Genomic DNA, 23,806 nt, shown 5'->3' on the forward strand with positions numbered 1-23,806 from the left:
GCCGTCCCCGCCCACCGATCCACCGGCCGTCCGTCGTGCACTCCCGCAGCCGGGAGCCACTTCGCCCGGACCGGTGCGGCCCGGCGTGCGACGGCGACCGCACCCGCGACCAGGAAGGCCTCCCATGCGCAGCACGGACCCCGCAGAGCTGTCCGAGCAGCTGCGCGGCCTGCTCGAGCCCGTCGTCAGCGACGCCGGCCTCGAGATCGACGCCGTGGAGGTGCGGACCGCGGGCCGCAAGCACTCGGTCAAGCTGGTCGTCGACCACCCGGAGACCTCCGGCGAGACCGGCATCGACCTCGACGCCATCGCGAAGCTGAGTCGCGCCGCCGCCGCCGAGCTCGACCCGCACGAGCACCTCATCGAGGGCTCCTACACCCTCGAGGTGACCTCGCCGGGGCTCGACCGCCCGCTGACCCGCCCGCGGGACTGGCGCCGCAACTTCCTGCGGCTGGCCACGATCACCCTCACCGGCGGCGACGCCATCGAGGCGCGGATCGGGAAGGCCGGCGAGGAGCGGGTCCAGGTCGCCGTGCGCGGCACCGGCAAGGGCCGCAGGCCCGAGCTGCGCGACCTGCCCTACGACGAGGTGGACAAGGCCCGGGTCGAGGTCGAGTTCAAGGCGCCCCCGGCCGCCGAGACCGCGCTGCTCGACCCCGGCGGCGACAGCGGCGACAGCGGCAGCGGCGACAGCGGCAGGGACGGCGACGGGGACACGGACAGCACGCACACGCACGAGGAGAACCGGTGAACGTCGACATCCCCGCCCTGCGGGCCATCGAGCGGGACAAGGAGATCCCGTTCGAGACCGTGCTGGAGGCGATCGAGTCCGCGTTGCTCACCGCCTACCGCCACACCGAGGGCAGCTTCTCCGACGCCCGCGTCGACATCGACCGCAAGACCGGGGTCGTCCGGGTGCTGGCCCGCGACCCCGACGAGGCGGGCGAGGACGGCACGCCGGGCCCCGAGTTCGACGACACCCCCGAGGGCTTCGGCCGGATCGCCGCGACCACCGCGCGCCAGGTGATCGTGCAGCGGCTGCGCGACGCCGAGCACGAGCGCACCTACGGCGAGTTCGCCACCCAGGAGGGCGAGGTCGTCGCCGGGGTCGTGCAGCGCGACGCCCGCGCGAACTCCCGCGGCGTCGTCGTCGTCGAGCTGGGTGGGGGCACCGAGGCTGTGCTGCCCGCGGCCGAGCAGGTCCCCGGCGAGGTCTACAAGCACGGCGACCGCATCCGCTGCTACGTCGTCGGCGTCAACCGCGGCCCGCGCGGCACGTCGATCACGCTGTCGCGCACGCACCCCAACCTGGTGCGCAAGCTGTTCGCGTTCGAGGTCCCGGAGATCGCCGACGGCACCGTGGAGATCGTCTCGGTGGCGCGCGAGGCCGGCTACCGCTCCAAGATCGCGGTGCGGTCGACCCGCTCCGGGCTCAACGCCAAGGGCGCCTGCATCGGCCCGATGGGGGCCCGGGTGCGCGGCGTGATGGGCGAGCTCGACGGAGAGAAGATCGACATCATCGACTGGTCCGAGGACCCGGGCGAGTTCGTCGGGAACGCGCTGTCGCCGTCGAAGGTCGTCTCGGTGACCGTGCTCGACGAGCGGGCGCGGGTCGCCCGCGTCGTGGTCCCGGACTTCCAGCTGTCGCTGGCCATCGGCAAGGAGGGGCAGAACGCCCGCCTCGCGGCCCGGCTGACCGGCTGGAAGATCGACATCCGCAGCGACGCCGACCCGGGCGCCCAGGTCGGGCCGGACGGCGACCCGGCCGAGGTGTCGTCGTAGGGGTGCCGGGCGAGGGGAGGCCCGCACGGGGCTCTGCGCTACACTCGGTACCGGCCCGCCGTCGTGGGCCGTCGTCCGACTGTGCAGGCTCCGGCCCGATCCGTACCTGCGTCGGATGCCGGCAGCGGGAGCAGGCCGACGAACTGTTGCGGTTGGTACTGGAGAACGGACACCTCGTCCCGGACCCGCGCCACCGCCTCCCCGGCCGGGGTGCCTGGTTGCACCCCACGACGGGGTGCCTCGACCGGGCCGAGCGGCGCTCGGCGTTCAACCGGGCGTTCCGCGTCCGGGGACAACTGGACGCCACCGCCGTGCGGCACCGGATCCAGGATCAGCAGGGGCCGGGGACCCTCCCCGGCCCGTCAGTGGAAGAGAGCATGGTCGACCCGTCATGAGCCAGCAGTGAAGATCGCACCATGAACGTGCTTCGACACTAGGTTCGAGGTCGAGCGGGAACCGCCGCCCGGCCTCCGGTCAGTACAAGGAGAGCAGTGGCAGGCAAGGCCCGCGTGCACGAGCTCGCGAAAGAGCTCGGTATCAGCAGTAAGCAGGTCCTCAGCAAGCTGCAGGACCTCGGGGAGTACGTGAAGTCTCCCTCGTCCACCGTCGAGGCCCCGGTCGCGCGCAAGCTGCGCGACTCGATGGCAGGCGGTGGCTCCGGCGCGTCCGGCAACGGCGCCTCCGGCAACGGCGGTCAGCGTCGCGGCTCCGGTGCCCCCGGTGGCACCCGCCCGCGTCCGTCCGGTGGTGGCTCCGGCGCTCCGTCGCCGTCGCGCCCCACCCCCAAGCCCGGCCCGACGCCCGGTGCGTCGCCGTCCGGCCCCGCTCCGAAGCCCGGTCCGCGCCCGGGGCCCTCGCAGGGTGCCCCGTCGCCGTCGGCTCCGAAGCCCGGCCCGGCCGCGCCCAAGCCCGGCCCCGCGGCGCCGAAGCCCGCCGCGCAGCCGGAGACCCCCGAGCCGAAGGCCCCGCAGCCGCAGGCCCCGGCGGCCGACGCCGGCTCGTCCGCGCCGTCGGCTCCGAAGCCCGGCCCGGCCGCGCCCAAGCCCGGTCCCGCGGCTCCGAAGCCGGGCCCCAAGCCCGGTCCGGCCGCGCCGAAGCCCGGCCAGTCCGGTCAGCAGTCCGGCGGTCGCCCCTCCGGCGGCCAGCAGCCCGGCGGTCGCCCCTCCGGCGGCCAGCAGGGCGGCGGCGACGCGCCGCGCGGCCCGAAGCCCGGCCCGCGTCAGCCGCGCGTCGGCAACAACCCGTTCGGCGTCGGTCAGGGCTCGTCCCGCCCGGCCCCGCGCCCCGGCCCGCCCCAGCAGGGCGGCGGCCAGCAGGGTGGCGGTCAGCAGGGCGGCGGCCAGCAGGGCGGCGGCGCCCCCCAGCAGCCGGCCGCGCGTTCCGGTGAGGCCCCGCCGCGTCCCCCGCGTCCGGGCGGTGCCCCGGGTGCGGGCGGTCCGCGTCCGAGCCCCGGCAACATGCCGCCGCGGCCGAACCCGGGCATGATGCCCTCGCGTCCGGCGGCGGGCCGGCCCGGTGCCGGTGGCCGTGGTGGCCCCGGTGGTGGCCGTGGCGGTCCCGGCGGCGGTCGTGGTGGCCCCGGTGGCGGTCGTCCCGGTGGTGGCGGCGGCGGTTTCCGTCCCGGTGGCGGCGGTCCCGGTGGGCCGCCCCCGGCCGGTGGGTTCCGCGGTCGTCCCGGTGGTGGTCGTCCGGGTGGTCGCGGCGGTGCCGCGGGTGCCTTCGGTCGTCCCGGCGGCCCGGCCCGCAAGGGCCGCAAGTCGAAGCGGCAGAAGCGCCAGGAGTTCGACTCCATGGCCGCTCCGTCGGTCGGCGGCGTCCGCCTGCCCAAGGGCGGCGGCGAGACGATCCGTCTCCCGCGCGGCTCCTCGCTGACCGACTTCGCCGAGAAGATCAACGCCAACCCGGCGTCGCTGGTCCAGGTGCTGTTCCACCTGGGCGAGATGATCACGGCGACGGCCTCGGTCTCGGACGAGATCCTCGAGCTGCTCGGCCAGGAGATGAACTACAACATCCAGGTCGTCAGCCCGGAGGAGGAGGACCGCGAGCTTCTCGAGTCCTTCGACATCGAGTTCGGCGACGAGGGTGACGACGCCGACCTGGCCGCCCGTCCGCCGGTGGTGACCATCATGGGTCACGTCGACCACGGTAAGACGCGGCTGCTGGACACGATCCGCAAGGCCAACGTCCGCGAGGGCGAGGCCGGCGGCATCACCCAGCACATCGGCGCCTACCAGGTCGAGACCGAGCTGGACGGCCAGGAGCGGGCGGTCACGTTCATCGACACCCCGGGTCACGAGGCGTTCACCGCCATGCGTGCCCGCGGTGCGAAGTCCACCGACATCGCGGTCATCGTGGTGGCGGCGGACGACGGCGTGATGCCGCAGACCGTCGAGTCGATCAACCACGCCCAGGCGGCGGACCTGCCGATCGTGGTCGCGGTCAACAAGATCGACGTCGAGGGTGCGAACCCGCAGAAGGTCCGTCAGCAGCTCACCGAGTACAACCTCGTGGCCGAGGAGTACGGCGGCGAGACCATGTTCGTCGACATCTCCGCCCGCCAGGGGCAGAACATCGACGCGCTGCTCGACGCGATCCTGCTGACCGCGGACGCCTCGCTCGACCTGCGGGCCAACCCCGACATGGACGCCCAGGGCGTCACGATCGAGGGGCACCTGGACCGCGGCCGCGGCCCGGTGGCCACGGTGCTGGTCCAGCGCGGCACGCTCAAGGTCGGCGACTCGGTCGTGGCCGGCGACGCCTCCGGACGTGTCCGGCGGATGGTCGACGAGCACGGCAACGACGTCAGCGAGGCCCTGCCGTCGCGTCCGGTGCAGGTCATCGGTCTGACGTCGGTGCCCGGCGCGGGCGACACGTTCCTCGTCGTCGACGAGGACCGCGTGGCCCGGCAGATCGCCGACCGGCGGCGCGCCCGTGAGCGCAACGCCGAGCTGGCGAGCCGTCGCAAGCGCGTCAGCCTCGAGGACCTGGACGCGGCCCTCAAGGAGACCAACACCCTCAACCTGATCATCAAGGGCGACAACTCGGGCACCGTGGAGGCGCTCGAGGAGTCCCTGATGAAGCTGGACGTGGGCGACGACGTGGACCTGCGCGTCATCCACCGCGGCGTCGGTGGCATCACCGAGGGCGACATCAACCTCGCCATCGCGGACAACGTCATCGTCATGGGCTTCAACGTCCGTGCCGAGGGCAAGGCCACGGAGCTGGCCAACCGCGAGGGCGTGGAGATCCGCTACTACTCGGTGATCTACCAGGCGATCGAGGAGATCGAGGCGGCCCTGAAGGGCATGCTGAAGCCGGAGTACGAGGAGGTGGAGCTCGGCCGCGCCGAGGTCCGCGACGTCTTCAAGTCCTCCAAGTTCGGCACCATCGCCGGTTGCCTCGTGATGGGTGGGGAGATCCGCCGGAACGCCCGGGCGCGCCTGATGCGCGACTCGACGGTGATCCAGGAGAACCTCCCGATCTCCTCGCTGCGCCGGTTCAAGGACGACGTGGTCGAGGTCCGCGAGGGCTTCGAGTGCGGTATGACGCTCGGCAGCTACTCCGACATCAAGGTCGGCGACGTCATCGAGACGTTCGAGATGCGCGAGAAGCCGCGCGCCTGAGTGCGGTGAGCAGCAGCTCGACGGGGCGGCCGGTGGTGACACCGGCCGCCCCGTCGGCGTCCCGGCCCCTGCGGGCCGGGTGAGCCCGACCGGGAGGTACGGCGTGTACGTCGGTGCCCTGGAGTGCGACGTCCTGCTCGGCGACGTCCACTCGCTCAAGCAGAAGCGATCGGTGGTCCGGCCGCTGGTCGCCGAGCTGCGCCGGTTCGAGGTCGCGGCCGCGGAGGCCGGTGACCAGGACCTGTACCGGCGTGCGCTGATCGGGGTCTCCGCGGTGTCGGGCGACCCCGGCCACCTGCGCGCCCTGCTGGAACGCTGCGAGCGGCTCGTCGCCGCCCGCCCCGAGCTGGAGCTCCTCTCCGCCCGGACCCGCATCTTCGGGCCCGACGACGAGGAGTGAGCGAGAGCTCCGTCCCACCCCCTGACCCGCTCCCGGCGGACCGGCCCGGTCGCCGGGGGACATGCATAGACTCGGGCCCGCACGTCCGGTGGAAGGAGCAGGACATGGTCGACAACGCGCGCGCCCGCAAGCTCGCGAAGCGGATCACGCAGATCGTCGCGGAGGCTCTGGAGCACGAGGTCAAGGACCCCCGGCTGGCGATGGTCACGATCACCGACACCCGGGTGACCGGTGACCTGCGCGAGGCCACCGTCTACTACACGGTGATGGGCGAGACCGTCGACACCCCGCCGGACACCGCGGGGGCGGCGGCTGCGCTGGCCAGCGCCACCGGTGTGCTGCGCAGCCGCGTCGGGCAGCAGACCGGTATCCGGCACACGCCGTCGCTGGCGTTCGTCCCGGACTCGGTGCCCGACGAGGCCCGCCGCATGGAGGAGCTGCTCGCCCGCACCCGCGAGTCCGACGCCGAGGTGGCCCGGCTGGCCGCGTCGGCGGAGCCTGCGGGCGACCCGGACCCGTACCGGGCGCCGCGCGACGAGGAGCAGGAGTGACCCACCGGTGACGGCCGTGACCCGGCCCGCGGCGGGGCCCGTCGACCCGGCCGGGGCGGCCGCGGTGCTGCGCGCGGCGTCGAGCGTGCTCCTCGTCGGGCACCTCCGCCCGGACGCCGACGCCGCAGGCAGTACCCTCGCCCTCGCCGTCGCGCTGCGCCGCATCGGGACCGACGTCGTCGTCTCGTTCGGCGGCCCGGACCCCGTCCCGGGCCTGGTCGCGGCGCTCGACGAGCACGGCCTCGTCGTCGACTCGGCCGACGCCCCCGAGGCACCCGAGCTGCTGGTGTGCTGCGACATCTCCTCCGAGCAGCGCCTCGGGGACCTGGCCGGGCGGGTCTCCGCCGCGGGGGACTCGCTGGTGATCGACCACCACGCGTCGTTCACCGGGTTCGGCAACCACCACCTCGTCGACCCGCAGGAGCCGGCCACGGTGACGCTGGTCCGCGCGGTGATCGCCGAGCTCGGCGTCGAGCTGGACGCCGAGCTGGCCCGCCCGCTGTTCGCCGGCCTCTACACCGACACCGGCGGCTTCCGCTGGGGCGGGCCCGGGGCGCTGCGCCTGGGCGCCGAGCTCGTCGAGGCCGGCGCGGACCCACGCACCCTGATGGACGCGGTGTTCGGCACCAGACCGTTCGCCTGGCTGGCCGCCGAGGCCACCGTGCTGGGCGGTGCGCGCCGCGACCCGGACGCCGCCGGTGGGGCCGGGCTGGTGTGGGCGGTCGTCGACCCGGCGACCGCGAGCCGGTTCCGGGACCAGACCGTCACCCTCGTCGGGCAGCTGCGCGCCACCGCCGGGGACGGCGTCGCCGCGCTGCTCACCGAGACCGAGCCGGGCCAGTGGTCGGTGTCGATGCGCGGCACGGGCACCCCGGACCTGTCCCGCGTCGCGACGGCGCTGGGTGGCGGTGGGCACGCCGCGGCCGCCGGGTTCGAACGCTCCGCCGGCGGCGCCGAGGAGATCCTGGGTCCGCTGCGCGCCGAGCTGGCCGCGGCGGCCGGATGACCGCCCACCGGCGTCCATCCGGAGTACACAGGGGCGTCACGGGCACACGGTACGAGGGGGCGGGCCGGTCCGCCGTCCCCCGGCCGCGGGACGTAGCGTGACCGTCGATCACAGGAGGTGTGTCGTGAGCAGCGAGCCGACAACGGCCGACGGGCCCGCGTGGCGTGAGTTCCTCGGGGCGATGGTGCGCAACCCGGCCGGCGTGGGCGCGGTGTGGCCGAGCTCGGCCCGGCTGTCCGAGCGGCTCGCCCGGATTGTGCCGAGTCACGGTGAGCCCGTCGTCGTCGAGCTGGGCCCGGGTACCGGTGCGGTGTCGTCGCAGGTGGCACGCCGGCTGCCGTCCGGGGGCCGGCACCTGGCCGTCGAGCTGGACCCGTCGATGGCCTCCTACGTCGAGCGCACCCAGCCCGGCCTCGAGGTGATCAACGGCGACGCCGCGAAGCTCGTCGCGCTGCTCGCCGAGCGCGACGTGCACCACGTCGACGCGGTGATCTCCGGGCTGCCGTGGTCGCTGTTCGGCGCCGAGCTGCAGCAGGCGATCCTCGACCAGGTCGTCGAGGTCATCGGTGAGACCGGCGCGTTCGCCACGTTCGCCTACTCCCACACCCTGCCGATGCCCTCGGCCCGCCGGTTCAAGGCGACGCTGCGCGACACCTTCGACGAGGTCGTCGCCACCCGGACCGTGTGGCGGAACCTGCCGCCCGCGTTCTGCTACCTCTGCCGCCGCCCGAAGCGGTCCTGACCGACGCGGGTGCCGGACACGACCGAGCGGACCCCGGGCGGGGCCCGCGACATCCTGCGGCTCGCGCTGCCCGCGCTGCCGGTGCTGGCGGCCGAGCCGCTGTACGTGCTGGTCGACACCGCCGTCGTCGGACGGCTGGGGGCGGTGCCGCTCGCCGGACTGGCCGTGGCGGGGGTGCTGTTCTCCCAGGTCACGAGCCAGCTGAACTTCCTGTCCTACGGCACGACGGCGCGCGCGTCGCGGTTCTTCGGGGCCGGGCGCCGGGCCGCGGCGGTCTCCGAGGGCGTGCAGGCGACCTGGCTGGCGCTGGCCGTCGGGATCGTGGTGCTCGTCGCGGGGCAGCTGCTCGCCGCGCCGGTGTCCGGTGCGCTGGCCGGTGGCGACGCCGTCGCCGACGGGGCCGTGAGCTGGCTGCGGATCGCGCTGTTCGGGGCGCCGCTGGTGCTGGTCACCCTGGCCGGGAACGGCTGGATGCGCGGTGTGCAGGACACCCGCCGCCCGCTGCACTACGTCATCGCCGGTAACGCGGCGTCCGCGCTGCTGTGCCCGTTCCTGGTGCACGGCATCGGGTCCTGGCCCGGCTGGGGGCTGCCCGGGTCGGCGGTGGCGAACGTGGTCGCGCAGGTCGTCGTCGCGGCGCTGTTCCTGTCCGCGCTGGCCGCCGAACGCCGCCGTGCCCCGGCCGCGGATCCGGTGCGCCTGGCCCCGGACCTGTCCGTGCTGCGTGCGCAGTCCACGACCGGGCGGGACCTGGTGCTGCGCTCGCTGGGGTTCCAGGCCTGCTTCCTGTCCGCGACGGCCGTGGCCGCCCGGTTCGGGGCGCCGTCGGTGGCCGCGCACCAGGTGGTGCTGCAGCTGTGGTCGTTCCAGTCCCTGGTGCTCGATGCCGTCGCGATCGCCGCGCAGTCCCTGATCGGCTCCGCGCTCGGCGCGGCCACCACCGACACCTCCCGCGCCCGCGCCGTCGCCGGGCGGGTCACCCGCTACGGCCTGCTGCTCGGCTGCGTGTTCGGGGTGGTGTTCGCCGCGCTCTACCCGGTGCTGCCGGGCGTGTTCACCACCGACGCCGCGGTGCTGGCGACGATCCCGGTCGCCTGGTGGTTCTTCGCCGCGTTGCAGCCGGTCGCGGGCGTGGTGTTCGCCCTCGACGGCGTGCTGCTCGGCGCGAACGACTCCGCCTTCCTGCGCACGACGACGCTCGCCGCGGCCTTGGGCGGCTTCCTCCCGCTGATCTGGCTGTCGCTGGTGTTCGGGTGGGGGCTGGCCGGGATCTGGACCGGGCTGACGCTGTTCATGCTGATCCGGCTGGTCGCGGTCGGGCTGCGGACCCGCGGCGGGCGCTGGGCCGTGCCCGGCACCGCCTGAGCAGGTCAGGGGGCGAGCGGCAGCCGCACGGTGAACACGCTGCCGCCGCCGTCGCGCGGCCCGACGGCCACCCTCCCGCCGAGGCGCCGGGCGATCCGGTCCACCAGGGCCAGCCCGATCCCGCGCGGGCGCCCGCCGGGGGAGTCGCGGGTGGAGAAACCGAACGTGAACAGCTCGCGGGCGACGTCGTCGGGCACCCCCGGCCCGGAGTCGGTGACCTCCAGGACCAGCTCGTCGCCGGGGGTGGCGACGTGCACGCCGACCTCGCGCCGGTCGCGGCCTGCGACGGCCTCCAGGGCGTTGTCGACGAGGTTCCCGGCGAGTGAGACCAGGTCGTCGGGGGCGACCGGCAGCCGTGCGCCGGGCAGCAGCTCCGGGGTGCACTCGTCGACGACGGTGAAGGTGACGTCGTGCTCGGCGGCGGTCCACGCCTTGTCCGCCAGCAGCGCCGCGAGCACCGGGTCGAGTACCTCCGCGGCGACGGCGGCGCCGGGCCCGCGGGTGCGGTCCAGCGCGGCCGAGCCTGCGGCCGCGGCATCGGTGGTGTCGCCCAGCTCGACCAGGGTCAGCACGGTCTGCATCCGGTTGGCGAACTCGTGCGCCTGCCCGGACAGCGCCGCGACCTTGTCCTGGGCGTCGTCGCGTTCGCGCAGCGCCCCGGCCAGCTCGGTGCGGTCGCGCAGGGTGAACACCCGGGTGTCCGGGCCGGCGGCGGGACCGGCGGCGCGGCTGCTGACCAGCAGCACGCGTTCCCCGGCGACGGCGGGCTCGTCGCGCAGGTCGCTGTGCATGCCGCGCTGCAGGACGGCGTGCACGGCCGGGTCGACGTCGAGGTCGCCGAGGGCGGCACGGGGGCGGCCCGGGCCGGGTGCGGCGAGCAGCCGCCGGGCCTCGGTGTTGACCACGACCGGCCGCCCGTCGCCGTCGACGACGATCAGGCCCTCGCCGACGGCGTGCAGCACGGCGTCGTGGTGGGTGTAGGCGGCGGTGATCTCCTCCGGCTCCAGGCCGAGGGTGCGGCGGCGCAGCCAGCGTGCCAGCGCGATCGCCAGCGCGACTCCGACGAGCAGCGCGACGGCCGCGGCGGCGAGGATCCCGGGCAGCGAGCGCAGCGCGAGGTCGCTGACCCGGGTCTGCAGCACCCCGACCGAGACGACGGCGACGACGCGGCCGCCGTCGAACACGGGCGTGACGGTGCGGACCGACGGGCCGAGGGTGCCGGTGTAGATCTCGGTGAACGTGCGCCCGGCCAGTGCGGGCTCGATCGTGCCCTGGTAGCGGCCGCCGATCTGCGCCGGGTCGTAGTGCGACCAGCGGATCCCGCCGGTCGACATGATCACGACGAAGCTGGTGCCGGTCGCGGCGCGGACCCGCTCGGCGAGCGGCTGCAACCGCGCCGACAGGGCCCGGACGTCGCCGCCGCCGTCGCCGCCCGCGCGGACGGCGGCGGTGACGTCCGGGTCGGCGGCGACGTTCACGGCGGTGGCCCGGGTGAGGCGGCCTGCGGCGTCGCTCTCGAGCTCGCGGGCGCCGTAGGCACCGAGCGCGGCGAGCCCGCCGACCGTGACCAGCACGGTGACGACCTGCACGACCAGCAGGCGTCGGACCAGCCGCGAGCGGCGGATCTCGGAACGGAACGGCCGGCGCACCCTTCCACCCTGCCACCGCGGGGGTGGGAGGGCGGACGGTGCACCGGCCGTCACGCGGGGGTGGTGCGGGTCAGGACCCGGCGGGGACCGGCGTCCGCTCGGACGTCCCGGCGGACGGGAGGTCGGCGTCGGAGCCCGGGGTCTCGTCGCTGTCCCCGTGCTCGGCCTCCATGTCGGCCTCGACCAGCGACGGGTCGTCGAGCACCGCGGCCAGCCGCTCGCGGTCCAGCTCACCGTTCCAGCGGGCGACGACCAGGGTGGCGACGACGTTGCCGATGCAGTTGGTCAGCGCCCGGCCCTCGGACATCACGCGGTCGATGCCGACGATCAGCGCCAGCCCGACGACGATCGCCTCCGGGGTGAAGAACTCCCCGCCGAAGGCCTGCAGCGACGCGGCCAGGGTGACCAGGCCGGCGCCGGTGACGCCGGCGGCACCCTTCGAGGTCAGCACCATCAGCACGGCGAGGCCGATCTGCGCGCCGATCGGCAGGCTCTCGCCACCGGCCTGGATGATGAACAGCGCACCCAGGGTCAGGTAGATGCAGGTGCCGTCGAGGTTGAACGAGTAGCCGGTCGGGATGACCATGCCGACGGTCTGCTTCGACGCACCGGCGGACTGCAGCTTGGTGAGCAGCCGCGGCAGCACCGACTCCGACGACGAGGTGCCGAGGATGATCAGCAGCTCGTCCTTCACCAGGCGGATGACCTTGAGGATGTTGAACCCGGTCGCCCAGCTGATGCCGCCGAGCACGACGAGGATGAAGAACGCGCAGGTGCCCCAGAAGACACCCATCAGCTTCAGCAGGTTCCACAGCGAGGCACCGCCGAAGTTGCCGACGGTGTAGGCCATGCCGCCGAACGCGGCGACCGGCGCCGCCCACATGACGATGCGGATGATCCCGAAGATCACCTTCGAGATGGACTCGAACACACCGACGAGTCGGGTGCGCAGGGTCGAGTTCAGCCCGGAGATCGCGCAGGCGGTCAGGATCGCCAGGACCAGGACCTGCAGCACGGAGTTGTCGACGAACGGGCCGATGAAGCTCTTGGGCAGCAGCGAGTCGGTGATGAAGCCGACGACCCCGCCGCCGTGCTCGGCGTCGCCGAGGTTCTCCTTGGCCTTCTCGAAGTCAGCCGCGCTCGGCCGGCCCTCGAAGCCGGCACCCGGCGCGAAGACGTTCGCAGCGAGCAGGCCGATCGTGAGGGCGAGGACCGTCATCGCGAAGAAGTAGCCCAGCGCCCGCAGGGCGAGGCCGCCGGCGCGGGCGAGGTTGCCCAGCGAGGCGATGCCGACGATCACGGTGCAGAAGATGACCGGGCCGATGATGACCTTGATCATCTGGACGAAGGCCTCGGCCAGCCACTTCATTTCCTTGCCGAAGCCCGGAGTCAGCAGGCCGACGAGGATGCCGGCCGCGATCCCGATGATGACCCAGAACCAGAGCTGGGCGTAGATCTTCTTCTTCCGCCGGGTGGGCGCTCCGGCGCCCGCCCCGGAAGACTCGGCTGCGGTGCCGGTCTCGGCCATGTCCGTCCTCCTCGACGTGGTGGTTGCGCTCACCGTGCTCGGGGTCACCCGGGCGGGTCAACGCGACGGCGGTGGTAGTTGAGGAACTCTTGAGCAACGACAGCGATACGCTCTGCCCGTGCGGGTGCTTCTGGTCGAGGACGACGCCGTACTCGGCGACGCCCTGCGCCGCACCCTCGACCGGCACGGGCACAGTACAGAGCTGGTCGCCAGCGGCGCCGCGGCGATCGCGGCGGTCACCGCGCGCGAGCCTGCGGTCGTCCTGCTGGACATGGGGTTGCCCGACCGGGACGGCATCGGCGTCTGCCGGGAGATCCGGGCGCTGTCCCGCGTGCCGATCCTCGCGATCACCGGGCGCGGCGACGTCGCGGCCCGGGTGCAGGGCCTGCGCAGCGGCGCCGACGACTACCTGGTGAAGCCGGTGTCGACCGAGGAGCTGCTGGCCCGGATCGAGGCGGTGCTGCGGCGCTCGTCCGGCGGGCCGGTGGCGACGACGGTCGAGGTGGCCGACGTCGTGGTCGACCTGGACCGGCGCGCGGTCACCGCGGGCGGGGACCCGGTCGGGCTGACCCGCAAGGAGTTCGACGTGCTGGCCGCGCTCGCCCGCCGCGACGGCGCGGTGCTGCCGCGCGCGGAGCTGCTGGAGCAGGTGTGGGGCGTCGCCGACCCCTCTGCGGCGCGGACGATGGAGGCGCACGTGGCCTCGCTGCGCGCCAAGCTGGGGGAGCGGGAGGTCGTGGTGACCGTCCGTGGGGTCGGGTACCGGCTCGCCCGTTGAGCCCGCGCCGCGGGCCGCACCGTTAGGGTCCCGCCGTGCCCCGCAACCCCCCGCCGCCGCCCGGCCTCGTGATCGTCGACAAGGACCGCGGGCCGACCAGCCACGACGTCGTCGGGAAGCTCCGGCGGATCATGGGCACCCGCAAGGTCGGCCACGCCGGGACACTGGACCCGATGGCGACCGGCGTGCTCGTCGTCGGGATCGAGCGGGCCACGAAGCTGCTCGGGCACCTGTCGCTGGACACCAAGGCCTACACCGCGACCGTGCGGCTCGGCACCGCCACCGACACCGACGACGCCGAGGGCACACCGGTCACCGGCCCCGCCGACTGCGCGGCGGTCACCGAGGCCGACGTGCGCGCCGCGATGGCCCCGCTGACCGGCGACATCGAGCAGGTCCCCAGCGCGGTGTCCGCGGTGAAGATCGACGGCAAGCGCGCCTACCAGCGGGTCCGCGACGGCGAGGACGTCGAGCTGCCCGCCCGCCCGGTGACGGTGTCGGCGTTCGACCTGCTCGGGGTCCGCCGCGACGGCCCGTACCTCGACGCGGACGTCGTCGTCGAGTGCAGCTCGGGCACCTACGTCCGCGCGCTGGCCCGCGACGTCGGCGCCGCGCTCGGTGTCGGCGGGCACCTGACGGCGCTGCGCCGCACCCGGGTCGGGCCGTTCACCCTGGAGCACGCCCGGACCGTCGAGCAGCTGGCCGAGGCGCCGCAGCTGTCGCTGGACCTGGCCGCAGCGGTGGCGACGGCGTTCCCGCGGGTGGACCTCGACGAGTCACACGCGGTCGACGTCCGCTACGGCAAGTCGCTGCCGGCGGCCGGGATCGCGGGCACCTACGGGGTGTTCGCGCCGGACGGGGCCGCGCTCGCGCTGATGACCGACCGCGGGTCGTCGTCGCGGCCGGTGGTCGTGCTCGCCCCGGCGGGCTGACCCACGGCGTCCACTCGTAGGCTCGGTGCCGTGCAGCGCTGGCGTGGTCTCGAGGCCGTTCCACCCGGCTGGGGGCGGTGCGTCGTCACCATCGGGGTGTTCGACGGCGTCCACCGCGGTCACCGGCAGCTGATCGGGCGTGCGGTGGCCGAGGCCCGGCAGCGCGGGCTGCCCGCGGTCGTCGTCACGTTCGACCCGCACCCGGCCGAGCTGGTCCGGCCGGGGACGCATCCGGCGCGGCTGTCCACGCTCGACCGGCGGGCCCAGCTCGTCGCCGACGCGGGGGCGGACGTCTTCTGCGTCATCCCGTTCACCGAGCAGCTGTCCCGGATGGAACCGGCCGGGTTCGCGCACGAGGTCCTGGTCGACAAGCTGCACGCGGCCGTCGTCGTCGTGGGGCGGAACTTCACGTTCGGGCACCGCGCGTCCGGTGACGTCGACACCCTCGCCGAGCTCGGCACCCGGTTCGGGTTCGCCTGCGAGGCACTGGATCTGATCTCCGACGACCAGGTCACGTTCTCCTCGACCTACATCCGGTCCTGCATCGACGCGGGTGCGGTCGTCGACGCGGCGCACGCGCTCGGGCGCTGGCACCGGGTCGACGGCGTGATCGTCCACGGGCACAAGCGGGGCCGGGACCTCGGCTACCCGACGGCGAACGTCGCCTGCCCGCCGCACACCGCGATCCCCGCCGACGGGGTCTACGCCGGCTGGTTCCGCATCGGTGGGCGGCGGCTGATGGCGGCGATCTCGGTCGGCACGAACCCGACCTTCTCCGGGCACGTGCGCACCGTCGAGGCCTACGTGCTCGACGTCGACGAGAACTTCTACGGCCACGAGGTCGGCGTCGAGTTCGTCGCCCGGCTGCGCGGGCAGGAGCAGTACGACGGCGTCGAGGCGCTCATCGCGCAGATGGGGCTCGACGTGGAGCGCACACGCGAGATGCTCACCGAGGTCGGCGACGCCCCCGGTCCCGACGAGGTCCCCGGCTTCACCGGCGGCTGAGGCTTTACCGGCGGCTGAGCGGCGTCCGCGCCGGTCGCGGGGCTGAACGGTCGCGGGTGAGTGGAAATCCCCTGGTGGGTCCGATCGGCCGCCGCGCCGCGGCACGCAGGCGACGATCACCGGCATGGACGAGCACGCGGCGGGCGACACCGGCGGGCGCGGGGGCGACGCGCGGGGCGTTCCGGCAGATGCCCCGGGAGACCCGGTGCACCGCAATCGGCGACGCCAGTGCGAGCTGTACGGCGAGCCGCTCGGCGACCGCGTCCGTCGCCTGACCATCGGGCTCGGCATCAGCCAGGCGCGGCTCGCGGCGACGATCGGGATCAGTCCCGCGATGCTGTCCCAGCTGGTCGGCGCGCGGCGGATCAAGATCGGCGACCCGGCGGTGCTGGGGCGGCTGGCGTCGCTCGACCGCGTCGTCGCGGCCGGGCCGGTCCATCCGGACGACATCCCCGCGCTGCTCGCCGACGTCCGTGCGCAGACGGTGCACTGGGGACCCGCGGCGACCGCAGGCGAGTGCCCGCCGTATCCGGCCGCGGGGCACCCGTACCGCGGTGCCGGGCTGGCGTATCCGCACCGGGAAAGTTCCGCGCATCCGCACCGGGGAAGTTCCGGAGGGGCGCATCCGCACCGCGGGGATACCGGAGCAGCACATCCGCACCACGGGGGCTCCGGCGTGGCGCATCCGCACCGCGGCACCGGGCGGCGCGACGCCCCGCACACGGCCCCGCACACCGAGGACCCGCTGCGCGGCATCTCCGACACGGCCCGGCTGATCGCGGCCGCCGCGGTGCTCGCGCCACGGTTCCCCGACGTCGCCGACGCCCTCCGCCGCGCCGCCACCGGGCGCTGATGCCCGCCCCGCGGCCCGGTTGATGCCCGGCGCCCCGCGACCCGGTTGATGCCCAGTGCCCCGCCGCCGGCGGATGGTCACCTCCCGGAGATGCCTCAGCTACTGAGACGTTCGCCCACCGAGGTGACTGTCCCCGGCCGCAGCGAGGGCCGGGCCCGGGAGCCCGCCGGATGCCGCGCCGTGGACGTGGCCCCGCCGCAGCAGTGGCCCCGCCGCGGAAGTGACTCAGCCGCTGAGGCATTCGCAGGACGTATCACCTGCTCCCGGCGGTCCCGGCGGTCCCGGCGGTCCCGGCGGTCCCGGCGGTCCCGGCCGGCGGCCCGGAGGCTCCGAGTGCTGCCTCCCGTCACGTGCTTCACCTGCTGACGTAGTTGCGCCGGGTACCCCCTGGCCGGGCGAGCACCGCGGGCGAGACGCGCCCGGCGAGCAGAGCGGCGCCGACCGGTGACGGGTGCGACGCTGACCCGCATGCGGCTGTTCACCGCCCTCTGGCCGCCCGATGACGTCGCCGCGGCCCTCGACGAGCACCTCCGCGCGTCCCCGCCCTGGCATCCCGACGGCGGCTGGCGCCTCGTCCCGCCCCGGAACCGGCACATCACCCTGTGCTTCCACGGCGACGACGACCCGGCCGTCCGCGCCGGGATCCTCGACCGCGACCTGGCCGGAGCCGCCGCGCCGGCGCTGCGGCTCGGCGGGCCGGGCACGTTCCCCGGCGTCCTCCGGCTCGCGGTCCGGAGCGCCCCCGCGGTTCCCGGCACCCCGGACCGCCGCACCGCCGACCCCGGCCCCGCGCACGCGCACGCGCTCTGCGAGCTGGCCGCCCGGACGGGGGCCGACCCGTCGTCGTTCCACCCGCACCTCACGCTGGCGCGGCGCTCCGCCCGCGCGGACCGGGAACGGCCGGCCCTGCGGGACGGGGCGGCCGAGGACCCCGTGGGACCGTGGTGGACCCCGGCCGAGGCGCTGCTGGTCCGTAGTGACCTCACCCCGGACGGCCCGGTGTACACGCCGGTGCACCGTGTTCCGCTGGTCGTGCCGCCACCGGCCGGTACGGCCGTACCGACCGGGCCCTGACCAGCGACGCCGTGCCGGACCACGGGCGCGGGCCGCGCGCGGTGGACGGGGGAGCCGCTGGTACCGTTCTCCGTTGGGTCCGGCTGCAGTTCGTGGCGGCCGCGACCGACTACCGCCCGCTCCGCCGGTATCGCGCTCCTGCGCACCGGCCAGGGGAGCGGCACGGCCCCACGAACTGTTCACGACGAAGGAGTACCAGCAGTGGCACTGTCCACCGCCCAGAAGAAGTCCACGCTCGAGGAGTACGGGACCCACGCGAACGACACCGGGTCCCCCGAGGCCCAGGTCGCTCTGCTGACCCAGCGGATCACCGGCCTCACCGAGCACCTGAAGCACCACAAGCACGACCACCACTCGCGTCGTGGCCTGCTGCTGCTGGTCGGCCGTCGCCGCCGGCTGCTGAAGTACCTGCGCGCGGTCGACGTCGCCCGTTACCGGGCGCTGATCGAGAAGCTCGGCCTCCGCCGCTGAGACCCTGCGACCCGGTACCGGATCCCCGGTACCGGGTCGTCTCGCATCGGGCCCCGCCCGGTGCGGGGAGCACCACCCGAAGGACCGGGAAACATCCGTAAGACCGGTACGACCGGGTAAGACAACTGAAGCGCCGCCGTGAGGGACGGGGCAGCTCCGCCGGTCCTCGGTAGTGGCCCCCGGGATCACAGGTCCCGGAGGCTTCGATCGAAGACCGGCCAAGCCGGAGTTCCCGACCGTCGTCGGCGGCGTCGTACGAGAGCACTCCCTACGACGAGGAGCACAACACCGCATGTCCGACGTGATTTCCGAGGACGGCGTGCACGAGAGCACGGCCGTCATCGACAACGGTGCCTACGGCACGCGCACCATCCGGTTCGAGACCGGACGGCTCGCCCGCCAGGCCGCCGGGTCCGTCGTCGCCTACCTGGACGACGAGACCATGCTGCTGTCCGCCACGACCGCCTCGAAGCGGCCGAAGGACCAGTTCGACTTCTTCCCGCTCACCGTGGACGTCGAGGAGCGGATGTACGCCGCGGGCCGGATCCCCGGCTCGTTCTTCCGCCGCGAGGGCCGCCCGGGCACCGACGCGATCCTGACCTGCCGCCTGATCGACCGCCCGCTGCGCCCGTCGTTCGTCGACGGCCTGCGCAACGAGATCCAGGTCGTCGTGACGGTCCAGTCGCTGGACCCGAAGGACCCCTACGACGTCGTGGCGATCAACGCCGCGTCGGCGTCCACCCAGCTGGCGGGCCTGCCGTTCTCCGGCCCGGTCGGCGGCGTCCGCGTCGCACTGATCGCCAACGAGGCAGGCACCGACACCCAGTGGGTCGCCTTTCCGACCCACGACCAGCTCGAGCGCGCCGCGTTCGACATGGTCGTCGCCGGCCGCATCGTCGGTGACGACGTCGCGATCATGATGGTCGAGGCCGAGGCCACCGAGCAGACGCTCGAGCTGGTCGCGGGCGGCGCCACGGCCCCCACCGAGGACGTCGTCGCCGACGGCCTCGAGGCCGCGAAGCCGTTCATCCGCTCGCTGTGCGTCGCGCAGCAGCAGCTGGCCGACGTCGCCGCCAAGCCGACCGCCGACTACCCGGTCTTCCCGGCCTACCAGCCGGACGCGTTCGAGGCCGTCTCCGACGTCGCCGAGCAGGACCTGGCGCAGGCGCTGACCATCGCAGGCAAGCAGGAGCGCGAGACCCGGATCGACGAGATCAAGGGCTCGGTCCTGGAGAAGCTGGGCGAGCGCTTCACCGGCCGCGAGGGCGAGCTGGGCGCGGCGTTCAAGTCGCTCAACAAGAAGCTGGTCCGCCAGCGGATCCTGCGCGACAAGGTCCGGATCGACGGCCGCGGCCTGACCGACATCCGGCCGCTCTCGGCCGAGGTCGAGATCATCCCGCGGGCGCACGGCTCGGCGCTGTTCGAGCGCGGCGAGACCCAGATCCTGGGTGTCACCACGCTGAACATGCTCCGCATGGAGCAGACGATCGACTCCCTCGGCCCGGAGACGTCGAAGCGCTACCTGCACCACTACAATTTCCCGCCGTTCTCCACCGGTGAGACCGGCCGCGTCGGCTCGCCGAAGCGTCGCGAGATCGGCCACGGCGCCCTCGCCGAGCGCGCGATCCTGCCGGTCCTGCCGAACCGCGAGGAGTTCCCCTACGCGATCCGCCAGGTCTCCGAGGCGCTGGGCTCCAACGGCTCCACCTCGATGGGCTCGGTCTGCGCGTCGACGATGTCGCTGCTCAACGCCGGTGTGCCGCTGAAGGCGCCGGTCGCGGGCATCGCGATGGGCCTGGTCTCCGACGAGGTCGACGGCCAGACCCGCTACGTCGCGATGACCGACATCCTGGGCGCGGAGGACGCGTTCGGCGACATGGACTTCAAGGTCGCCGGCACCAAGGACTTCGTCACCGCGCTGCAGCTCGACACCAAGCTGGACGGCATCCCGTCCGAGGTGCTGGCCGCCGCGCTGTCCCAGGCCAAGGACGCCCGCCTGACGATCCTCGAGGTCATCGGCGAGGCCATCGACGGCCCGGACGAGATGAGCAAGTACGCGCCGCGGGTCACCGCGGTGAAGGTCCCGGTCGACAAGATCGGCGAGGTCATCGGGCCGAAGGGCAAGATGATCAACTCGATCACCGAGAAGACCGGTGCCGACATCTCGATCGAGGACGACGGCACGATCTACGTCGGCGCGAACGACGGCCCCTCCGCGGAGGAGGCGATCGGCATGATCAACGCGATCGCCAACCCGCAGCTGCCGAAGGTCGGCGAGCGGTTCCTGGGCACGGTGGTCAAGGCCGCCGCGTTCGGTGCCTTCGTCTCGCTGGTCCCCGGCAAGGACGGCCTGATCCACATCTCGAAGCTCGGCAACGGGAAGCGGATCGGCAAGGTCGAGGACGTCTGCGCCGTCGGCGACAAGATCCGCGTCGAGGTCACCGACATCGACAACCGCGGGAAGATCTCGCTGGTCCCCGTGGCCGAGGGCGAGGAGTCCGCGGCCGGTGACGTCACCGCCGAGACCCCGGTCGAGGCCGGTGCCGACCAGAGCTGATCTGGTGCAGCACGACGAGCACACGGCGACGGCCCGGGAGCATCGCTCCCGGGCCGTCGCCCGCGTCGGGACCCCGTCGGCGGATGCCGCCGACGGGGTCCGGCGCTCCGACCTGCCCGGCGGGCTCCGCCTGGTCACCGAGGCGGTCCCCGGTGTCCGCTCGGTGGCGATCGGCATCTGGCTGGGCATCGGCTCGGCGGACGAGACCGGCGAGCAGGCCGGTGCCGCGCACTTCCTGGAACACCTGCTGTTCAAGGGGACCCGCCGCCGTAGTGCGGCCGGGATCGCCGAGGAGATGGACGCGGCCGGCGGCGAGCTGAACGCGTTCACCGCCAAGGAACACACCTGCTATTACGCGCACGTCCTCGACACCGACGTCGCGCTCGCGGTGGACGTGCTCGCCGACGTCGTCACCGACGCCGCGCTGGCCCCCGCCGACGTCGAGCTGGAGCGGGGCGTCGTGCTCGAGGAGATCTCGATGCGCGACGACGACCCGGAGGACCTGCTCGGCGACCTGTTCGACGAGACGCTGTTCGGCGACCACCCGCTCGGCCGCCCGGTGATCGGTTCCGAGACCTCGATCCGGGCCATGAGCCGGGACGCGCTGCACGGCTTCTGGCGCGGCGAGTACACGACGCCGCGGATGGTCGTGGCCGCCGCCGGGAACCTCGACCACGACGCGGTCGCCGACCTCGTCGCGGCCGCGCTGTCCCCGGCCGCGGCCGCGCACATCGGTGACCCGCCGGTCCCGCCGCGGACGACGACCGGTGCCACCCCGGTCCGCTCCGGCGCCCTGGCCTGCGAGTACGACGACTCCGAGCAGGCGCACCTGATGCTCGGCGTCCCCACGCCCGGCCGGCACGCCCCCGGGCGCGCGGTGCTGGGCGTGCTCAACACCGCGCTCGGCGGCGGGCTGTCGTCGCGGCTGTTCCAGCAGGTCCGCGAGCAGCGCGGACTGGCCTACCAGGTCTACTCGTCGACGGTGCGCTACGCCGACGCCGGCGCTCTCTCGGTCTACGCCGGCTGTGCCCCGGAGCGGCTCGGCGAGGTCGTGTCCGTGGTCCGCGGCGTGCTGGGCGAGGTCGCCGCCGGGGACCTGTCCGACGCCGAGATCGCCCGCGCGAAGGGCGCACTGCGCGGGGGACTGGTGCTGGGCAGCGAGGACACGCCGTCGCGGATGAACCGGCTCGGCCGCTCGGAGATCGACCACGGGCGGCAGCGGTCGCTGGCCGACAGCCTCGCCGGGATCGACGCGGTCACCCCGGCCGAGGTCGCCGCGCTGGCCGCGCAGATCCTGAACCGGCCGCTGACCGCGACCGTCGTCGGGCCCTACGACGACGTGGACGAGCTCCCCGCCTCCTTGCGCGAGCTGGGGTGACGGTTCCCCTCGGAGATCGCTCCGGCCGGGAGCGACTGCCGGCCCGGGTGCTGCTGACGCTCGCGCTGCTCGTCGGTTCGTCGTTCGTGATGGTCCTCAACGAGACCACCATGACGACCGCGCTGCCGGTCGTCGTCGACGACCTCGGTGTCGCGGTCACCACGGCGCAGTGGCTCTCCAGCGGGTTCCTGCTGACGATGGCGGTGGTCGTGCCGACCACCGGCTACCTGCTGTCGCGGTTCCCGCCGCGGCGGATCTACCTGTCGGCGGTGGGCCTGTTCTGCGTGGGCACCGTGCTGTGTGCGCTCGCGCCCGGCTTCGGGCTGCTGCTGGCCGGACGGGTGGTGCAGGCATCCGGCTCGGCGATCATGGTGCCGCTGCTGATGACCAGCATCATGACTCTCGTCCCCGACGGTCGTCGCGGCCGCGTGATGGGCACGATGGCGGTCGTGCAGGCGGTCGCCCCCGCCACCGGCCCGACGATCGCCGGTGCGGTACTCGCGGTGCTCGGGTGGCGGTGGATCTTCTGGATCGTTCTGGCCTGCGCCGGGCTGATGCTGCTGGCGGGCGTGCGGTGGATGCACGTCGAGGCGACGACGTCCCGGGCGCGGCTGGACCTGCTCTCGGTGCTGCTGGCCGCGGGCGCGTTCTCGCTGCTCGTCTACGGCCTGGCCCGCTTCGGCGAGGCCTCCGGCGAGCCCGGCTCCGGCGGGGTTCCGGCCTGGGTGTGGATCGCCGCTGGCGCGGTGCTGCTGGCCGTGTTCGTCCGGCGCCAGCTGCGGCTGGGCCGCGACGACGCCGCGCTGCTGGACCTGCGCCCGCTGGCGATCCGTGCGTACACGCTCCCGCTGGTGCTCGCCGACGCCGGTTACCTCGCGCTGTTCAGCTCGGTGATCCTGCTGCCGTTCTACATCCAGCACGTGCTCGGGCTGAGCCCGCTGGTCGCGGGGCTCGCCGTGCTGCCGGGCGGGACCGTGATGGGGGTGCTCGGCCCCGTCGTCGGGCAGGCCTACGACCGGTTCGGTGTGCGGGCGATGGCGGTGCCCGCGTCGGTCGTGGTGTCCGCAAGCCTGTGGTCGTTCACCGCTCTGGGGGCGACGTCGCCGATCTGGCTGGTCGTCACGCTGCACGTCCTGATGTCGGTGGGGGTGGCGATGAGCTTCACCCCGCTGGTGACCGAGGCGCTCGGCGTCCTGCCGGCGTCGCTGCACGCGCACGGCAGCGCGATCCTGACCTCGACGCAGCAGGTGGCCGGTGCCGCCGGTGCCGCGCTGTTCGTGACGGTGATGACGCTGGCCTCCGGCGCGACAGGCGGGGTCGACGCGACGGGCGTGCGGTCCGCGTTCGTCGTCGCGGCGGTGATCGCGACGGGCACGGTGCTGGGGTCGCTGCTGCTGCAGCGGCGGTCGTCGCGGTGAGGTGGCCCGTGCGCGTCGATCAGGGAATCCGCTGACGACGGAGACCCCGGACGGCAGCTGAGGTGCTGCGGTCCGGGGCCTCCGTGGTTCAGGTGCTCAGAGCGTCACGGGGTGCCGTTCTGCCAGCCGAGGGTCTCCGGCAGCGGCGGCCACGCGAAGAGCGAGGCGCCCCAGTTCGCGAGGCCGGGCTTGGTCGCCCAGATACTGGGACCGGAGTACACGGGCATCACACCGTGGGTGGCGAGAGTCTTCTTCTCCACCGCGTTGGCCGCCTTGTACTGTTCCTCCTCGGTCGGAAGCGTGTTGACCTTCTTCAGCTCGGCGTCGAGCTCCTTGGTGCCGGTGCCGGAGTTGTTCAGCGTCGAGTTCGAGCAGTACATCTGGCAGATGTAGGCGACGCCGTACGGGTCACTCGACTTGAACCCGCTGTAGATCATGTCGAACTCCTTGTTCGCCAGGATCTTGGAGAACTCGGTCGACGGGACCTGCCGGACCTTCATGTCCACACCGATGTTCTTCATCATCGCGACCATCGCGCCCGACTCCGCACGCTTGGTCGGAGTGTCAGGGACTGTCCGGAAGATCGTGTGTGGGCGGTGATCGTCTGTGTCAGTTCAGGGCGATCCGGTCGCCGTAGAACAGTGTCAACGCGTTCAGTGCAGCCTTCCAGCCGGTGGTCCGGCCGGTCACGTTG

21 protein-coding genes are annotated in these 23,806 nt (G+C 73.8%); 18 read left to right on the forward strand and 3 right to left on the reverse strand.

The window, feature by feature from the left end; genetic code table 11:
* The first annotated feature begins 124 nt into the window (after positions 1-124).
* From rimP to ACLE50_RS19760, 9 genes are all read left to right on the forward strand, one after another.
* On the forward strand, positions 125-751 hold the full coding sequence (gene rimP / locus ACLE50_RS19720; protein ID WP_410945067.1) for a ribosome maturation factor RimP: 627 nt from the start codon (positions 125-127) through the stop codon (positions 749-751).
* Positions 748-1,782 carry a transcription termination factor NusA gene (gene nusA / locus ACLE50_RS19725; protein ID WP_410945068.1) on the forward strand — a complete coding sequence of 345 codons (1,035 nt, stop codon included), beginning with the start codon at positions 748-750 and terminating at the stop codon, positions 1,780-1,782. Before rimP ends, nusA begins: the two co-directional genes overlap by 4 nt.
* Positions 1,783-1,784: 2 nt before the next feature.
* Positions 1,785-2,177, forward strand: a complete 393-nt coding sequence (locus tag ACLE50_RS19730; protein ID WP_410945069.1) for a YlxR family protein — start codon at positions 1,785-1,787, stop codon at positions 2,175-2,177.
* Positions 2,178-2,273: 96 nt separating this feature from the next.
* Positions 2,274-5,405 (forward strand): translation initiation factor IF-2, encoded by a 3,132-nt coding sequence (infB, locus tag ACLE50_RS19735; RefSeq protein WP_410945070.1) that lies wholly within the window; start codon positions 2,274-2,276, stop codon positions 5,403-5,405.
* A gap of 103 nt (positions 5,406-5,508) precedes the next feature.
* Positions 5,509-5,805, forward strand: coding sequence for a DUF503 domain-containing protein (locus tag ACLE50_RS19740; protein ID WP_410945071.1), 297 nt, complete (start codon positions 5,509-5,511; stop codon positions 5,803-5,805).
* Between the two features lie 104 nt (positions 5,806-5,909).
* Positions 5,910-6,356 (forward strand): 30S ribosome-binding factor RbfA, encoded by a 447-nt coding sequence (gene rbfA / locus ACLE50_RS19745; RefSeq protein WP_410945072.1) that lies wholly within the window; start codon positions 5,910-5,912, stop codon positions 6,354-6,356.
* 7 nt (positions 6,357-6,363) lie between these two features.
* Positions 6,364-7,362 (forward strand): DHH family phosphoesterase, encoded by a 999-nt coding sequence (locus tag ACLE50_RS19750; protein WP_410945073.1) that lies wholly within the window; start codon positions 6,364-6,366, stop codon positions 7,360-7,362.
* A gap of 124 nt (positions 7,363-7,486) precedes the next feature.
* Positions 7,487-8,104, forward strand: coding sequence for a class I SAM-dependent methyltransferase (locus tag ACLE50_RS19755; RefSeq protein ID WP_410945074.1), 618 nt, complete (start codon positions 7,487-7,489; stop codon positions 8,102-8,104).
* A 9-nt stretch (positions 8,105-8,113) separates the two neighbouring features.
* On the forward strand, positions 8,114-9,469 hold the full coding sequence (locus ACLE50_RS19760; protein ID WP_410945075.1) for an MATE family efflux transporter: 1,356 nt from the start codon (positions 8,114-8,116) through the stop codon (positions 9,467-9,469).
* Positions 9,470-9,474: 5 nt separating this feature from the next.
* On the opposite strand, the gene ACLE50_RS19765 is transcribed toward ACLE50_RS19760, so the two are convergent.
* Positions 9,475-11,118: a sensor histidine kinase gene (locus ACLE50_RS19765; protein WP_410945076.1), complete on the reverse strand. Its 1,644-nt coding sequence runs from the start codon at positions 11,116-11,118 to the stop codon at positions 9,475-9,477.
* 70 nt (positions 11,119-11,188) lie between these two features.
* Positions 11,189-12,646 (reverse strand): cation:dicarboxylate symporter family transporter, encoded by a 1,458-nt coding sequence (locus ACLE50_RS19770; protein WP_410945077.1) that lies wholly within the window; start codon positions 12,644-12,646, stop codon positions 11,189-11,191.
* 118 nt (positions 12,647-12,764) lie between these two features.
* Between ACLE50_RS19770 and ACLE50_RS19775 the strand changes: the two genes are divergently transcribed.
* The 9 genes from ACLE50_RS19775 to ACLE50_RS19815 all read left to right on the forward strand — a co-directional run bounded on the left by ACLE50_RS19775 (position 12,765) and on the right by ACLE50_RS19815 (position 23,112).
* On the forward strand, positions 12,765-13,424 hold the full coding sequence (locus ACLE50_RS19775) for a response regulator transcription factor (RefSeq protein ID WP_410945078.1): 660 nt from the start codon (positions 12,765-12,767) through the stop codon (positions 13,422-13,424).
* Between the two features lie 35 nt (positions 13,425-13,459).
* Positions 13,460-14,356 (forward strand): tRNA pseudouridine(55) synthase TruB, encoded by an 897-nt coding sequence (gene truB, locus ACLE50_RS19780; protein WP_410945079.1) that lies wholly within the window; start codon positions 13,460-13,462, stop codon positions 14,354-14,356.
* Between the two features lie 30 nt (positions 14,357-14,386).
* Positions 14,387-15,361: a bifunctional riboflavin kinase/FAD synthetase gene (locus ACLE50_RS19785; protein ID WP_410945080.1), complete on the forward strand. Its 975-nt coding sequence runs from the start codon at positions 14,387-14,389 to the stop codon at positions 15,359-15,361.
* Between the two features lie 124 nt (positions 15,362-15,485).
* Positions 15,486-16,214: a helix-turn-helix domain-containing protein gene (locus ACLE50_RS19790; protein ID WP_410945081.1), complete on the forward strand. Its 729-nt coding sequence runs from the start codon at positions 15,486-15,488 to the stop codon at positions 16,212-16,214.
* 468 nt (positions 16,215-16,682) lie between these two features.
* On the forward strand, positions 16,683-17,288 hold the full coding sequence (locus ACLE50_RS19795; RefSeq protein WP_410945082.1) for a 2'-5' RNA ligase family protein: 606 nt from the start codon (positions 16,683-16,685) through the stop codon (positions 17,286-17,288).
* 201 nt (positions 17,289-17,489) lie between these two features.
* Positions 17,490-17,759: a 30S ribosomal protein S15 gene (gene rpsO, locus ACLE50_RS19800; RefSeq protein ID WP_410945083.1), complete on the forward strand. Its 270-nt coding sequence runs from the start codon at positions 17,490-17,492 to the stop codon at positions 17,757-17,759.
* Between the two features lie 292 nt (positions 17,760-18,051).
* The gene (locus tag ACLE50_RS19805) at positions 18,052-20,316 is read left to right on the forward strand and encodes a polyribonucleotide nucleotidyltransferase (protein WP_410945084.1); all 2,265 of its coding nucleotides are present in this window, start codon (positions 18,052-18,054) and stop codon (positions 20,314-20,316) included.
* Between the two features lies 1 nt (position 20,317).
* Positions 20,318-21,694: a M16 family metallopeptidase gene (locus tag ACLE50_RS19810; RefSeq protein WP_410945096.1), complete on the forward strand. Its 1,377-nt coding sequence runs from the start codon at positions 20,318-20,320 to the stop codon at positions 21,692-21,694.
* Complete coding sequence (locus ACLE50_RS19815) at positions 21,691-23,112, forward strand: DHA2 family efflux MFS transporter permease subunit (RefSeq protein ID WP_410945085.1); 1,422 nt, start codon at positions 21,691-21,693, stop codon at positions 23,110-23,112. Before ACLE50_RS19810 ends, ACLE50_RS19815 begins: the two co-directional genes overlap by 4 nt.
* A gap of 104 nt (positions 23,113-23,216) precedes the next feature.
* Here ACLE50_RS19815 and ACLE50_RS19820 read toward each other — a convergent pair whose 3' ends face one another.
* Positions 23,217-23,645: a periplasmic substrate-binding domain-containing protein gene (locus ACLE50_RS19820; RefSeq protein WP_410945086.1), complete on the reverse strand. Its 429-nt coding sequence runs from the start codon at positions 23,643-23,645 to the stop codon at positions 23,217-23,219.
* Positions 23,646-23,806 lie beyond the last annotated feature (161 nt).

Source organism: Pseudonocardia phyllosphaerae (assembly GCF_046546475.1).
Taxonomy (GTDB): Bacteria; Actinomycetota; Actinomycetes; order Mycobacteriales; family Pseudonocardiaceae; genus Pseudonocardia; species Pseudonocardia phyllosphaerae.